Below are 14,249 nucleotides of genomic sequence, written 5' to 3'. Positions count from 1 at the left end.
GGAGTTTTTTATTTTTTTTCGGCGACTATATGATACGATTCTAGTGTACCTGATGAATGTAGGTAATTGGTTATGTATGAAGACGATAAAATAGAATTTAAAATTGATGCATTTACGCCGGACACTATTCCGATGTTTCGTCTTGCCGAATATCTTGATCAATTGGCTAAACTATTTGGGAATAAAGATAAAGTTCATTTTAGAGAATTAAAAAAAGGCAGTGCAATCGCAGTAATTGATGTGGAAGCAATTGCGGCTCCCAAAGTAAAGGATAGATTACGCACAATTGATACTGTTGATGCTGACAAATCTGTCTGTGAAGCCTTTGATAAGATCAATAACATGTTGGCTTCTGACAATGCGGTTGGATATTTGAGTCGGCATGCTGCCAATAAAACGGAAGCTATATATGAGTTTTCTGGAAGAAATAAATCTCACCCCTTAGAGTATGGAGCGGTGACACAAGCAGGTACTTTAACAGGAGTGGTGGTAAAAGTTGGGGGGATAGATAAAACTATTCCAGTGCATTTACAGGATATGGATGGTCATATTTGGAAATGTGAGGCAACTGTAGAACAATCTAAAGAGCTTATTAAACATTATTATGAAGGGCCAATTCGCGTTTATGGAGAAGGGCGTTGGATTCAAGATGAAAATGGTAATTGGCAACAAAAACAGTATTTTAGAATATCTAGTTATGAAGTATTAGACAATACGCCTTTGACTGATTTTGTTTTGGATATTCGCGATGAATTTGCGGATGCTTGGGGAGATGATCCTCTAAAAGCAGTATATGAAGAACGATATGGCTCTGAAACAAAGGGCGATAATTAATGAAAGTAGCCTTTGATTCTAATTTCCTTACGTTTCTTCTTGTTAAATCATCGAAACCTCCTATGAACCCTGAAACAGGTGAACTTGTAACGCATCCTACGGAAAGAATTTTACATCTAGTAAATCAGATAGAAAAATCACGTTCAAAAATTGTTATTCCAACGCCTGTGTTATCCGAGGTTCTGGTGCAGTTAGGTGATAAAGGACCACGGATGGTTCAAAGGCTAGACAGAAATTCAAATTTCGAAATTGTTCCGTTTGACGTTAAAGCTGCTATTGAATTGGCACAAATAAACAATACGTTAGGTAAAAAATATGATAGGAATGAAACTACATGGGCTAAAGTAAAGTTTGATAGACAGATTGTAGCAATTTGTAAAATATGCGATGTTGATACAATATATTCAGACGATGGACATGTTTGTACTCTTGCTGAAAGTCTTGGTATGAACGCAAAGAGAGTCTATGACTTGGAGATGCCTGAGAGCGATGCCCAAGGTGACCTTTTAAATTATTGATAAACGAATGAACGACCAGTCAGGTGACAGTAGCATGCCCCGTGAAACGGGGCCGGAAAACGGGACGAACGAGCCCGGATTACTCGAACGGTTAAACCCGTTCCGAAAAAAATCTAATGGCGACAACAGTGTGCGTGACACGCTGGAAGAACTGTTGGAAGAGCGTGAAGAACAGGAAATTCCGCTGGAAGCCGAAGAGGCTCAACTTCTCAAGAATATTTTAGGATTGCGCGAACGCACGATCGAAGATGTGTGTGTGCCGCGTTCCGATATTTGTGCCATTGGGGTGGATGCCTCTTTGGAGGAAGTGGTCGGGTTGATGACCAAGGAAGGCCATTCGCGCATTCCGGTCTATGGGGAAGATTTGGACGATCCGGTCGGGATGGTGCATATCAAGGATGTCATTGCGTGGCAAAACCAATCCACCCCGTTTAATCTGGCAAAGCTTTGTCGCAAGGTTCTTTTCGTTTCCCCCAGTGCGCGTGTGCTGGAATTATTGTTGGAAATGCGCACCAAGCGTGTCCATATGGCCTTGATGGTCGATGAATATGGCGGCACGGACGGTCTGGTAACCATTGAAGATTTGGTCGAAGAAATTGTCGGCGAGATCGAAGATGAACATGACCGACCGGAAGGGCCGATGTTTGTCGAACGCGCCGATGGTAAAATTGATGCGGATGCCCGTTGGGAAATTGAAGATGTTGAAGAAAAAATCGGTGTTTTTCTTGAAGAAACCGAGCGCGAGGACATAGATACGCTTGGCGGTCTGGTGTTTTCTATCACCGGGCATGTACCTATTCGTGGTGAAATTATCCGTCATGCGCCAAGTGGATTGGAATTTGAAATTCTTGAAGCCGATCCCCGTCGCATTCATCGTTTGCGCATCCAGAATTTAAGCGTTCTTGATGATTAGAGGGTTACCTGCTTGGGTGACGCTGTCTTTCTTTGCATTTGCAGGTATAAGCCTTGGCTATGACCCAAATTAAAAAGTCCCCGTTTGGCCTTTATATTCATTGGCCTTATTGTGTGTCCAAATGCCCGTATTGTGATTTTAATTCACATGTGGCGCAAACCATTGACCATGCCCAATGGGCACAGGCTTTTGAGGCCGAATTGCATCGGGTCTTTCAGGAAAGCAAGGATCAACAGGTTTCCAGTGTTTTCTTTGGTGGGGGGACGCCTTCTTTAATGGCGCCGCAAACCGTCAACCGGATTCTTGAAACAACCGCGTCCTTGTGGGGATTGCGCGATGATGTCGAGGTTACGTTGGAAGCCAACCCGACAACGGTTGAAAGCGATACCTTTGCCAATTTTAAACACGCCGGTATCAATCGCCTGTCCATTGGTATCCAATCCTTACGCCCCGATGTGTTAAAGTTTCTGGGGCGTGCCCATAGTGTTGAGGAAGGGTTTCGGGCCCTTGAACTGGCAGCAAAAACCTTTGATCGCTATAGTTTCGATCTGATTTATGCCCGCCCCAACCAAAGCCTTGCAGATTGGCAGGATGAATTGGAACAAGCCTTAAGCCTGAGTGCCGGGCATTTATCGCTCTATCAATTGACGATCGAGCCGGGGACCGCTTTTTATAAAGACAATGTCCCCGCAGCAGAGGAAAATCTTGGGGCTGATCTATTTGATTTGACGCAGACCATGATGGAACAGGCCGGGATGCCTGCCTATGAAATATCCAATCATGCCAAACCGGGTGAGGAAAGCCGCCATAATTTGGTTTATTGGCAAGGCGATGATTATATCGGTATTGGCCCCGGTGCCCATAGCCGTCTGAACAATTTTGCAATTCATCAAATATATAAGCCAGACCTGTGGCTGAACGGCGTTCTTGAAAACGGCACGGGGGAGCAAAAAAGAAAAAAACTTGCCCCGGATGAGCGCGCGGTTGAACTGCTTATGATGGGGTTGCGACTGAAAAACGGTATTCACAGTGATAAATTTCAGCACGTCAGTGGCAAAAACCTGCAAAGCTGTCTGGACCCGGACGGGCTGGAGCTTTTATTAACTCATGATCTTATTGAATGGGATCAAAAGCATTTGCGCCCGACTTATGAAGGACGCAAATGTCTGGATGGTCTATTGGAAAAGCTGATCCGCCTTTAAGCGGTTTTTTGTGGTCCGAGCTCGTTGCGGAGCTGACGGGTCAGGTTGGCGAAATTTTCCCAATCCTGTCCTGTCATATCGGCTGTCCCGACTTCAAAATCATCCAAGCTGGATAAAATGAGGCGGCATGTGGTGACGTGATCTTCATCTTTACGTCGATCCAGCTTTTCAATCAGGGTTTGCGTGACCTCAAATAGACGCTCCAGAAAAAAGGCCGGGCTTTGTTTTTCACCGATTTGTGTGGCGATTTTTCCACGCAACCAGTCAATCTGGACGGCGAAACGTTCGATTTTTAAATCTTCGATCCGTCCGCGTGCTTTTTTGCTCAGGCTGATATAGGTGCGTTCATCAATCAGGTCTAACGCCTTGAAACTGAGCGGATTGGGAACGGCGACCAATGGGATTTGTTCACCGCCGGGCCGGGCACTGCTGCGCCGGTCCGGTCCGACATAATCAAGGGTCACAACGAAGTCTTTGCGTTTTTTAATGCGCCGTTCCACCCGGTCAATAATATTGGCCAATGCAATGGGTTTGACCAGAACATCATCCAGTCCGGCCTCTGCCAGCATTTCCAATGTTTTGGGGTCGGGTTGTTCAATAACGGCAAAGATAACGGCAAACGGACTGGTGGCCATTTTACCGTGGCGGATGTCGTTGATTACATCGGAAACTTCGGCCACGTTCAAGCTGCTATCGACAACAATCAGGTCATAGTCGGTGGAGGCAACTAAATTGCGGAAATCTTTGGCATTATTGACATCCTCGATTTCGCGAAAGCCCTGCATGTGCAAACCGCCTTTAATGCCTTGGCGTGACTGCGGGTTACTGTCGCCCATCAACAGGCGAATTTTGCCAAAATCAATTTTGTCGCGATAATCATCACGGATCAGGACATTGGTATGGGCGGGTTTAACCGAATTCACCTGACCTTTCTTCACCGCTTTTAACAAACTGGAAGGATCGGACAGATCGGCCAGTTTCTGATTTTGCAGGCGAACCCGGTCTATAAGAGTTTTAACGAGCTTTTTACTAAAGACATCGAGTTTTTCTTGTTTTTGATTGAAGGTCGTCCCGTCGATGACGATAACGGTGATATCTTCCAACGCGCGTACACTTGCCGAACGCGGTTCCAGATCAACCAAGGCCATTTCACCGAACAAATCCCCGGGTTTTAAGATATCCAAAATGGCTTCTTCGCCATCGCTGCGGGTTTTAAGAACTTCGACACTGCCGCTTTTTAAAATATACGCACAAGTAGGATCATCCCCTTCGCGTATAATATATTCCCCATTCATAAATTCCTGATTTTTATAGTCAGCCATAATCAAAGTTACCCAAAAGAGATTAATTCGTTATAGGGGCGAAACTTTGGGGGGCAGGAGATATTTCGCGGAACCCTTTTGACTGAACTTGTAAAACAGCTAAACCCCTTTCGGCAAGCCCCCATTGATGGAGACGGAAAATACCTGTGCGCCCTAAAAATCCAGCCGGATCAGTCAGGGTCGCCCGGCTATAGTCCGCTTCGCCTTTGTCATCGGCCAAAACGGCTGATAAAGCAACAGCATCGTAGGCCAAGGTGGCAAGGCGGTGGGGTGCCTCCTTGTAAACGGAACGATATTGTTCAACAAATTCACTGCGGTTTTTCGGACTGGGGGCGGCAAACCATCCCCCTAATAAAGCCGGTTCGGCATGGACCCATTTGGCTTCCCACAAACTGGTGCCTAGAATCCGGACTTTTTTAGGGTCAACATCATAATAGGGAAGGTTGGCAGCGATGGCTTGTAAGGTTTGTCCGCCTGCTGCAACCAATAACGCGTCGAAATCTACATCCCCAACGGTTTGTAACAATTCAAGGCGGTCCAGTGCTTTTTTGGATAATTCGTCGGATTTACCGGCCAGTTCGCGTTTTTGTTCCAGCAAATCCTGACGGCGTTGATCGTAATCTGCCATATCACGGATCAAAGCGGGCAAGTCATCACTGCTGGACAGGAATTGTACAACTTTGGAAACTTGGGCGCCATTGGCTTGAACGGCTTGTTCAAAAGCCGCGCGGATACGTATGCCATATTCATCGGCGGGTGCCAGCAGGGCAAAACGCTGGCTGCCTTGCAGGGCGGCAAAATTGATGATGCGTTCGACTTCTTCTTCCGGGCGTATTCCCATGACGAACACATTCTGGCTGGCTGCGTTCGAATCGTTGCTGAAGGCAAGGGCATTGACGTTGGCAGCTTCCAGATAAGGGGCAATGGCCTGTGCCGATTGTGACAGAAGCGGGCCGATAATGATGGAAACACCATCCGCAAGCGCGTATTGTGCGGCGCGTACAGCCCCTTCGGGGGTTCCTTTGGTATCGTAAGGTAACAATTCATAATGCGGACCTGCGAAATCGAACAAGGCAAGCTGGGCCGCATTGAGAATTTCGCGTCCCACATTTGCGGCACTGCCACTTAAAGGGACGAGCAAACCAACACGGGCGGCACGCAAGCCACCACGGACATCATATTGGGTCATCCATTCTTCGGCCTTGACCTGCGCGTCCGGCTGTTGCACCGTCACGGGCTGGGAAGGGTCCCAAGGCGGGATCTCGCTTCCGCTACGCGGCAGGGCCGTGGGATCATAGGTTTCAGGGGCAGGACCACGCGCTTGTGGGGTTGTGCCGGGGACTTCCCACCATTTATCGGGTGTAGTTGTGGTTTCACATGCGCTCAACAACAAAGTGATACAGAGCATCAATGGTAAAACAAAATAACGCAGATTTAGAAACATTGGGTCCCCAAGGCAAAGAAGAAGGTGCGCAAGAGATTACTCTGAGTAGACAAGGGAGTAAAGGGCGCGCTGGTCTCTATATTGTGGCAACACCGATCGGGAACGCACAGGATATAACTTTGCGTGCACTTGACCTGTTGAAACAAGCCGATACCATCTTGTGTGAAGATACACGTGTCACGGCTAAGTTATTGGCGATACACGGGATTTCCAGAAAGAAATGCCTTGCCTACCATGAACATAATGCAGAAAAAATGCGCCCGAAAGTGCTGGAAAAATTACAGTCAGGCGAAGTGGTTGTGCTGGTTAGTGATGCGGGTACACCGTTGATTAATGACCCGGGGTATAAGCTGGTGCGCGAATGTGCAGAAATTGGGTTGCCTTATACGACTGCACCAGGGGCAAGTTCTGTCATTACAGCGATGGTTTTATCGGGATTGCCCAGTGATCGGTTCCTGTATTTGGGTTTTTTGCCCAATAAAACAACGGCCCGAAAAAAAGCATTGGAAGAAATTAAATCGGTGAAGGCCACATTGATCGTACTGGAATCGCCACGTCGTGTGGCGGCCTGTCTGGCGGATATGGCCGAGGTTCTCGGTACGCGGGAGGCGGCGGTAACCCGTGAATTAACCAAAAAATTTGAAGAAGTGCGCCGTGCCCTGCTACCGGAATTAGCAGATATGTATGAGGATGCGGAAGTGCGCGGCGAAGTCGTTTTGGTCATCGGCCCCCCCGATGATTTGGTTAATGAAACCAGCGCGGAAGATTTGGATAGCTTGCTGAAAAATGCCTTGGCGCGTTTATCGGTTCGTGATGCGGTGGCTGAAGTTGTGGCGATGACCGGCTTAAAGAAAAAGGATGTTTACAACCGGGCACTTAAATTGTCCCAGTAAAGGAAAAAAGTGATCAGGCGTGCCCGGCATCATCGACCAGCAGGCGCGGGTCAATACCGAGTTGGCCCAAGGCGCGTTCCCATTTGCTTTCCAAATGGTTGTCAAAGACAATTTCGCTTTTGGCGGGCACGTTCAGCCAACCGTTTTCCATGAGTTCCTGATCCAGTTGTCCCGGTCCCCATCCGGCATAGCCCAAGGCCAACATGCTGTTGCGCGGGCCTGTCCCAACGGCGATATCGCGTAAAATATCGATGGTTGCGGTTAAGGCAAAATGCGCCCCGATAACCACGGTGGATTCTTTCATATAATCGGGACTGTGCAGGACAAATCCGCGTTCTTCATCAACGGGGCCTCCCAGATGCACACGAATTTGGTTTTCCGGTGTCCGTGCATCAATGCCCAACTGTTTCATCAGTTCAGGAAAACTGAGCGATTGGACAAGGCGGTTCACCACAAGCCCCATTGCGCCTTCTTCACTGTGGGAGCACACGTAAATAACCGTTTTTGCAAAACGCGGATCCGGCATGCCGGGCATGGCGACCAAAAGCTGTCCGGTCAGGCTGGTGTTTATGTCTTCTTGTTTTTCCATGTTCTACAAATATGGCTGATTACCCGCAAGTGCAAGCTTTTCCGGTCTATTTTATGAGTTTGCGCCCTGAAATACGGCTATGTTTCACCCTAATTCTGACATAATTCTGCCCGATACAGGGGGGCGAGAGGTCGTATAATGATGCATCGATTTAAAAATATTGCTCTGGTTTTAGCTGTTTTTCTGTTGGCATGGTCGACATCGGCCTATAGTCAAACCGAAGAATGGCGTGGTGTCGATCAGGCAAAAGTCCGTTTGATTGCGCAGACCACTGCCATTGGGGATCGCAATGAAGTGACACTTGGCTTGCATTTCAAAATGCAAGACGGATGGAAAGTGTACTGGCGCAGCCCTGGTGATGCCGGTTATCCCCCGGAAATGGACTGGCAGAATAACCCCAATATCAAATCATCTGAAATGCGATGGCCGCGCCCGGAACGCTTTGTCGTTTTGGGGCTGGAAACGGTTGGCTATAAAAAAGAGGTTGTCTATCCGATCCGCGTCAAAGTGAACGACCCGTCACAGGATTTGAATATTCAGGCCAAAGTCCGTTATTTGACCTGTGCGGAAATCTGTGTCCCGGTGGAAGCGGATTTATCCTTGCATCTGCCCGCAGGTCCGGCCCAACCCGGTGTAGATGCCCAGTTGGTCAACAAGTATGAAAGCCTTGTGCCGTCCCAAAACGACCCCTTGGCACGCACAATTGAAACCGCCACCCTTTATCCTGATAGTGAAGGCAACAAAGCAATATTGCGTTTGAAGGTTGTTTCAAACCATGCCTATCAAAATCCGGATGTTTTGGTTGAAGGACCGATTGAATTGGCCTTTTTCAAGCCGGGTTTTCAGTTTTCAGAAGACAAGAAAACGGTGTTGGTGGATGTTGCGCTAGATGGGTTGAAGTTTCTCGAAAACGGGTTTGATGATCACGATTTCATCATCACCCTGATGGATGGGAATCAGGCTGTTGAACTGAAGACCAAAGTGATGGCAGGCCCAGCGGGTATGCCTCCTTTTGTGGAAGGGTTTAGTACACCCGGTGAAACCGGTTTGAATAACTTGCCGTTTGTGACGATTTTGGCCTTGGCTGTTCTGGGAGGCTTAATTTTAAATTTAATGCCCTGTGTCTTGCCGGTTCTTTCCTTAAAAGTTATTGGACTGGTCAGTCATGGCGGCGCGGCAAAAGGAACCGTGCGCCTCAGTTTTTTAGCCTCCAGTGCCGGGATTTTATTCTCGTTCTGGGTCTTGGCGGGGATTCTGGTTGCGATGAAAATGGGGGGGGCTTCTATTGGCTGGGGCATTCAGTTCCAACAACCCTTGTTTTTGATTGCGCTGGCTTTGATCGTGATTCTCTTTGCTTGCAACATGTGGGGCTTTTTTGAAATTCATCTACCGGGCTGGTTGTCAAATTTGGGCGAACGATCCTCCCATGTGCATGGGTTGGGGGGGCATTTTCTCACAGGTGCCTTTGCGACATTGCTGGCGACCCCGTGTTCGGCCCCGTTTTTGGGAACGGCGGTCGGGTTTGCCCTTGCACGCGGGCCAATTGATATTTTCATGGTGTTTAGTGCCCTTGGGGTCGGTCTTGCCCTGCCTTATATTCTGATTGCGCTTTTCCCCGGTTTTGCCACCCGTCTCCCCAAACCGGGGGCATGGATGGTCACTTTGCGCAAGATTTTGGCGTTGCTGTTGCTCGGCACCGCGATTTGGTTGTTGAGTGTTCTCTGGGTACAAATCGGCCTTAATGGCGTGATTGCCCTGTCGGCCTTAATGGCGGGGGTTATCTTGGTGCTGGCGATGAACAAACAGTTGAAAACACTGGTGGGTCCAGTGGTGATTGCCTTGTTCTTGGCGGCCTTTGCGGTCCCGACCTTTGCCCAGAAAGATGAAATTGACAAGGCGCAGGCAGAAAAGCTCTGGACCCCGTTTGACTTGCAGAAAATTGAGGAAGAAGTTGCCCGTGGACAAGTTGTGTTTGTGGATGTCACGGCCCAATGGTGCATTACCTGTCAGGTCAACAAGAACCTCGTGCTTTATCGCGGGGATGCCTTTGCCGCTTTATCAGATGCGCAAGTTACCCCGATGAAAGCGGACTGGACCAACCCGGATGAAACAATTGCGGCGTATCTGGCAAGTTTCGGGCGTTATGCCATTCCGTTTAATGCGGTTTATGGACCGGGGGCGCCAAAGGGCATTGTCTTGCCGGAATTATTGGATGAAGAAACGGTCCTGAAAGCCATTGAAAAGGCCAAGGGTTGAAAACCGATAAACAGAACCCACATGTAATGAAAGAAAGCCATGTTGTGGTGAAAACGCCGACATGAGCAAACAAAAAGCCCTCAAAAGAGGGCTTTTTTATTGGGGTGCTTACAGGATCATACTGTTTTTGATTTTTTCAACGCCTTCGCGCGCCAAGGCATCGGCGCGCTCGTTTTCTTCATGTCCGGCATGACCCTTGACCCAATGCCATTCGATTTCATGTTTGGCCAGCGCGCTTTCCAGTTGTTGCCACAGGTCGGCATTTTTGACGGGTTTTTTGGCAGCAGTTTTCCAGCCGTTTTTCTTCCAGTTAAAAATCCATTTGGTGATGCCGTCTTTTACGTACGTGCTGTCGGTATAAAGGGCGATTTTAACCGGGCGTTTCAGGCTTTCCAGTGCGCGGATGGCGGCCATTAGCTCCATGCGGTTGTTGGTGGTGTTTTCTTCGCCACCGCATAATTCACGCTCGGTCCCTTTCCAGCGCAATAAAACGCCCCAGCCGCCGGGGCCGGGATTTCCGCTACAGGCACCGTCTGTGTAAATTTCTACGATATCGTTGCTCATTATTCTAACCCGTAGGCACCAGCGGTGCGGATGGACTGATGGAACTTAAGGATTTTATAGTATTCCAGCGGATCTTTGGGTTTAACCAGCGCCTCTTTGGGCGTGTTGACCCAATCATATAATCGCGTCAGCAAGAAGCGCAGCGCGGCCCCGCGTGCAATTAAGGGCAGGGCGTCGACTTCTTCCCTGCTGAAATCGCGTACCTTACGATAGTTGGATAACAGTAAACGGGCCTTGGTGACATTAAAATCACCGTCTTTTTCAAAACACCATGCATTCATACAAATGGCGAGATCGTAGGCAAAAATATCATAACAGGCGAAATAGAAATCGATCAGGCCGCTGCATTTTTCATCCCGAAAAAAGACATTGTCGGGAAAGGCATCGGCATGAATGATGCCTTTGGGCAAATTTGTCGGCCAGCAGGCTTCCAGATAATCCAGTTCTGCTGATAACTTATCACCCAAACCGGGCATAACATCATCTGCGTGGTCCCGGCATTTATTGAACAAGGCACGCCAATCGCCAATCCCCAGATCATTTTTACGTTTTTGGGGGAAATCGGTTCCGGCAACATGCAGTTCACCCAAGGCTTGTCCCAACTGGGCACAATGAACCGGCTTGATCTTGCGCGGCCACATCCCGGCAAGGAAGGTAAAAATGGCGGCAGGACGGCCTGCCAGAACCCCCAATGCATGACCTGCCTCATCTTTTAACGGGGTCGGGCAGGTGATGTTGCGTTCGCTTAAATAGTCCAATAAATCCAGAAAGAACGGCAAATCATCTTCGTTCACGCGTTTTTCATAAAGCGTCAGAATAAACGGGCCTTGTTCCGTCTGGATAATGTAGTTGGAGTTTTCCACCCCTTCGGCAATGCCTTTATAGGACAGTAACGATCCGATATTGAAACGTTCAACAAAGGTGCTCAGTTCGGTATCGCTGACTTCGGTATAAACAGCCATGATTTATGCACTCAGACTTGCAGGCAGTTTGAAGACCACGTCTTCTTCGGTGAATGTTTCAAATTTAACGTTAACGTCAAAATGATCTTTGCAGGCGTTGACCACTTCTTCCACCAAAATTTCAGGGGCGGATGCCCCTGCTGTGATACCGAGTGTGCTTACCCCGTCAAACAGATCGAAATCAATTTCATCGGCGCGCTGGACCAGCATGGATTTAGGGCAGCCGTTCAGCCGGGCAACTTCGACCAATCGTTTGGAATTGGATGAATTCGGCGCACCGATGACCATGATCATATCGGCTTTTTGTGCAATCTGTTTAACCGCAGCCTGACGGTTGGTGGTGGCATAACAGATATCTTCTTTGCGCGGCATTTCCAGATTGGGATAACGGTCTTTTAAAACCGCCAGAACCTCTTTGGTATCGTCAACCGACAAGGTGGTTTGCGTGACCAATCCTAACGGGACGTTACGGGGAAGTTCAACCGTTTGGGCCTGTGCGACATTTTCAACCAGAATGACGGCCCCATCCGGTAATTGTCCCATTGTGCCGATCACTTCGGGGTGGCCCTCGTGGCCGATCAGGATCACAGGATGTTCCTTGTCATAATGTTTTTCTGCCGCACGATGGACTTTGCTGACCAACGGGCATGTGGCGTCTACATAGGTCATGTCGCGGCGGCTCGCTTCTGCGGGAACGGACTTGGCGACACCGTGGGCGGAAAAAATCACTGGCCTGTCATCGGGGACTTCGTCCAGTTCATCGACGAATATGGCGCCTTTATCGCGCAAGCTATCGACAACAAATTTGTTGTGGACAATTTCGTGGCGGACATAAACGGGCGCACCGAATTTTTCCAGTGCGCGTTCTACGATATGGATGGCCCGGTCCACACCGGCGCAAAAGCCGCGCGGTCCGGCCAGTAATATGGTCAAGGTCGGTTTCATAAGCCCAATATAGAAACCCGCAACAAAGAGTAAAGCCAATCCTGTTCTTTCGTGATAAAATTTTTTCTATGTTGCGCATGATACTCATATGTCTGGTCATCGGGATGGGACTGCCCGCCTTTGCGGCCAAACCGGATGGACTGGCGGACCCGCAGGCCCGCCCCGAACTTTATCGTTTGAAGAATCCGGTTGCCCGTGTTCAGGAACTTCTGAAATCGCAAGGGCGCTATGAAGGGGCGGTTGACGGTTTTATGGGGTCCGATCTGGAACGCGCAATTCGGCTGTATCAAAAAGAACAAGGATTGCCACAAACCGGCAAGATATCGGCGGAATTAATTGCGCATCTGGAAAATGTCGGGCGCATCCGGGCGTTGATTACGCGATTGGAAGACGTGCGCCGTCAACGCCGGGAAAAGGCACGTCAGGCTTTGCTATCCGACCCGCGCACCCGGAAATTGCTGGAACAAAAAGACCATAAAACCGCAGACCCGACCCGCGATATGTCGCATTGTTTTGTCCAACCCACCAGCGGATGTTTGCTGCGTGGGGCGGTTGAAACTTCAAAGGCGGTCTATGAAGATGATATGCGTGATTGGGCGCTGGGTGAGATTTTGGCTGCGCAAGTCGCTGTCGGTCAGGAAGAGGACGCCCTGAAAACGGCGGCGCGGATTAAAGACAGCCGCTTGATTATTGCGGCCTTGACCAATATTGCGAAAACCCATGCGCGCGAAGGCAAGATTGAAGAAGCCCTGAGCAGTTTGGATTTAATCCCGGTGATTGAACGTCGCCTTTCTGTTTTATTGGAAATTGCCAAAGCCTATCGCATTGAAAATCGTAAAAGGGACCTGAAACGCATTGTTGATAATATTTTGACAACTGCGGCAGGGCTGGAGTCTTTTGAAGAAGGCTTGTCCCTTCAGATTGAAGCGGCAGAACTGCTGGCTGATGTCGAGAGCAAACGGGCGCTTAATTTATTGGATGCCATGTCTGAACGTGCCCGAACAAAAGCGCAAAACGGATCGAAAGTCACCTTGATGCGCCAAGCGGCCGGGGCGATTGCAAAAATCGGCTATCCAGAATGGGCGTTGAAAGTGCTTGAAAAAATGCCGGATGATGAAACCCGTATTCCGGTTTTGATGGCGGCGGCGCGGGCTTTTTTAAAAGCGCAACGTTTCAAGGCCGCCCACCAAACCATTGAACGGATTTCGGCAAAACGCTATCGCAGTGTTATTTTGGCCGATATGGCCGGACATATGTGGCGTGCGGGGGAACATCAAAATGCCTTGACTGCGTTGGAAGAAGCCCTTGTCATTGCCAAAGGGGTAAAATTACCCTTTGCACGGAATTTTTCCTTATCCCATATCGCGCAAACCCTGATGAGGATTGCCGAAAATTCACAAGAAAGTGTCCATGCCGCGCGGGCTTATGCCATTTTACAAAATATAAGTGATGACCGCTTGAAAGCGCGCGGGCTGTGGGATCTGGCCCATGCGGCCAGTCGGAATCATTTATCCGTGGCGGGGACGGATTTGGACGCGGTGGCCCAAATGGCGGTCGGGGCGATAAAAAGTAAATTTTCCCGGGTTTGGGTCTTGGGTGATCTGGTGGAATACTATCAGACGGAAAATGAGCCGGAACGGGCAAAACGCGCCTTTGAACTGGGGCTTGTGACGGTTGAGGAACTGAAAAATCCGTGGGCAAGATCTCGGGCCTTGGCAAAATTTGCGGCTTTGGCGTATCGCTTTGATTGATTGTCGCCTTGCTTATGGGGTAAGGTGCTGTCACTGCCTTTCAAGCTATGGAGTTT

General features: G+C 49.0%; 13 protein-coding genes. 7 read left to right on the top strand and 6 right to left on the bottom strand.

What is annotated here, in order from left to right:
• Positions 1-72: 72 nt before the first annotated feature.
• The 4 genes from IEW74_RS02180 to hemW are packed head-to-tail and all read left to right on the top strand — an operon-like array spanning position 73 to position 3,467.
• The gene (locus IEW74_RS02180; protein WP_188660833.1) at positions 73-834 is read left to right on the top strand and encodes a hypothetical protein; all 762 of its coding nucleotides are present in this window, start codon (positions 73-75) and stop codon (positions 832-834) included.
• Complete coding sequence (locus IEW74_RS02175; protein ID WP_188660830.1) at positions 834-1,352, top strand: PIN domain-containing protein; 519 nt, start codon at positions 834-836, stop codon at positions 1,350-1,352. Before IEW74_RS02180 ends, IEW74_RS02175 begins: the two co-directional genes overlap by 1 nt.
• Positions 1,353-1,386: 34 nt before the next feature.
• Positions 1,387-2,265 carry a hemolysin family protein gene (locus IEW74_RS02170; protein WP_229734208.1) on the top strand — a complete coding sequence of 293 codons (879 nt, stop codon included), beginning with the start codon at positions 1,387-1,389 and terminating at the stop codon, positions 2,263-2,265.
• Positions 2,266-2,324: 59 nt separating this feature from the next.
• Complete coding sequence (gene hemW, locus IEW74_RS02165) at positions 2,325-3,467, top strand: radical SAM family heme chaperone HemW (protein ID WP_188660825.1); 1,143 nt, start codon at positions 2,325-2,327, stop codon at positions 3,465-3,467.
• On the opposite strand, the gene IEW74_RS02160 is transcribed toward hemW, so the two are convergent.
• Both IEW74_RS02160 and IEW74_RS02155 read right to left on the bottom strand, forming a co-directional pair.
• Positions 3,464-4,789 carry a cyclic nucleotide-binding domain-containing protein gene (locus tag IEW74_RS02160; RefSeq protein ID WP_188660821.1) on the bottom strand — a complete coding sequence of 442 codons (1,326 nt, stop codon included), beginning with the start codon at positions 4,787-4,789 and terminating at the stop codon, positions 3,464-3,466. The two genes, hemW and IEW74_RS02160, sit on opposite strands and share 4 nt — an antisense overlap.
• A 22-nt stretch (positions 4,790-4,811) precedes the next feature.
• Positions 4,812-6,233 carry a penicillin-binding protein activator gene (locus tag IEW74_RS02155; RefSeq protein WP_188660818.1) on the bottom strand — a complete coding sequence of 474 codons (1,422 nt, stop codon included), beginning with the start codon at positions 6,231-6,233 and terminating at the stop codon, positions 4,812-4,814.
• Between IEW74_RS02155 and rsmI the strand changes: the two genes are divergently transcribed.
• Complete coding sequence (rsmI, locus tag IEW74_RS02150) at positions 6,200-7,126, top strand: 16S rRNA (cytidine(1402)-2'-O)-methyltransferase (protein ID WP_188660815.1); 927 nt, start codon at positions 6,200-6,202, stop codon at positions 7,124-7,126. The two genes, IEW74_RS02155 and rsmI, sit on opposite strands and share 34 nt — an antisense overlap.
• Positions 7,127-7,139: 13 nt before the next feature.
• Here the strand turns inward: rsmI and IEW74_RS02145 are convergent, their stop codons facing one another.
• Positions 7,140-7,715 (bottom strand): YqgE/AlgH family protein, encoded by a 576-nt coding sequence (locus IEW74_RS02145; protein ID WP_188660812.1) that lies wholly within the window; start codon positions 7,713-7,715, stop codon positions 7,140-7,142.
• 138 nt (positions 7,716-7,853) lie between these two features.
• Here IEW74_RS02145 and IEW74_RS02140 point away from each other — a divergent pair, with 138 nt between their 5' ends.
• Positions 7,854-9,971 (top strand): protein-disulfide reductase DsbD family protein, encoded by a 2,118-nt coding sequence (locus IEW74_RS02140; protein WP_188660809.1) that lies wholly within the window; start codon positions 7,854-7,856, stop codon positions 9,969-9,971.
• Positions 9,972-10,079: 108 nt separating this feature from the next.
• Here the strand turns inward: IEW74_RS02140 and rnhA are convergent, their stop codons facing one another.
• Genes rnhA through ispH form a run of 3 tightly spaced genes read right to left on the bottom strand, consistent with a single transcriptional unit; the run spans position 10,080 to position 12,442 of the window.
• Positions 10,080-10,535 (bottom strand): ribonuclease HI, encoded by a 456-nt coding sequence (gene rnhA / locus IEW74_RS02135; RefSeq protein ID WP_188660806.1) that lies wholly within the window; start codon positions 10,533-10,535, stop codon positions 10,080-10,082.
• Positions 10,535-11,497 carry a homoserine kinase gene (locus tag IEW74_RS02130; RefSeq protein WP_188660803.1) on the bottom strand — a complete coding sequence of 321 codons (963 nt, stop codon included), beginning with the start codon at positions 11,495-11,497 and terminating at the stop codon, positions 10,535-10,537. Before IEW74_RS02130 ends, rnhA begins: the two co-directional genes overlap by 1 nt.
• A gap of 3 nt (positions 11,498-11,500) precedes the next feature.
• Positions 11,501-12,442, bottom strand: a complete 942-nt coding sequence (ispH, locus tag IEW74_RS02125; RefSeq protein WP_188660973.1) for a 4-hydroxy-3-methylbut-2-enyl diphosphate reductase — start codon at positions 12,440-12,442, stop codon at positions 11,501-11,503.
• Positions 12,443-12,519: 77 nt separating this feature from the next.
• On the opposite strand from ispH, the gene IEW74_RS02120 reads away from it, so the two are divergent.
• Positions 12,520-14,193 (top strand): peptidoglycan-binding domain-containing protein, encoded by a 1,674-nt coding sequence (locus IEW74_RS02120; protein WP_188660801.1) that lies wholly within the window; start codon positions 12,520-12,522, stop codon positions 14,191-14,193.
• The last annotated feature ends 56 nt before the right edge of the window (positions 14,194-14,249 follow it).

Source organism: Terasakiella brassicae (assembly GCF_014641495.1).
In the GTDB taxonomy this organism is placed as follows: domain Bacteria; phylum Pseudomonadota; class Alphaproteobacteria; order Rhodospirillales; family Terasakiellaceae; genus Terasakiella; species Terasakiella brassicae.
The sequence above is the reverse complement of the archived record's forward strand: the minus strand, read 5'-3'. Positions and strand labels throughout refer to the sequence as shown.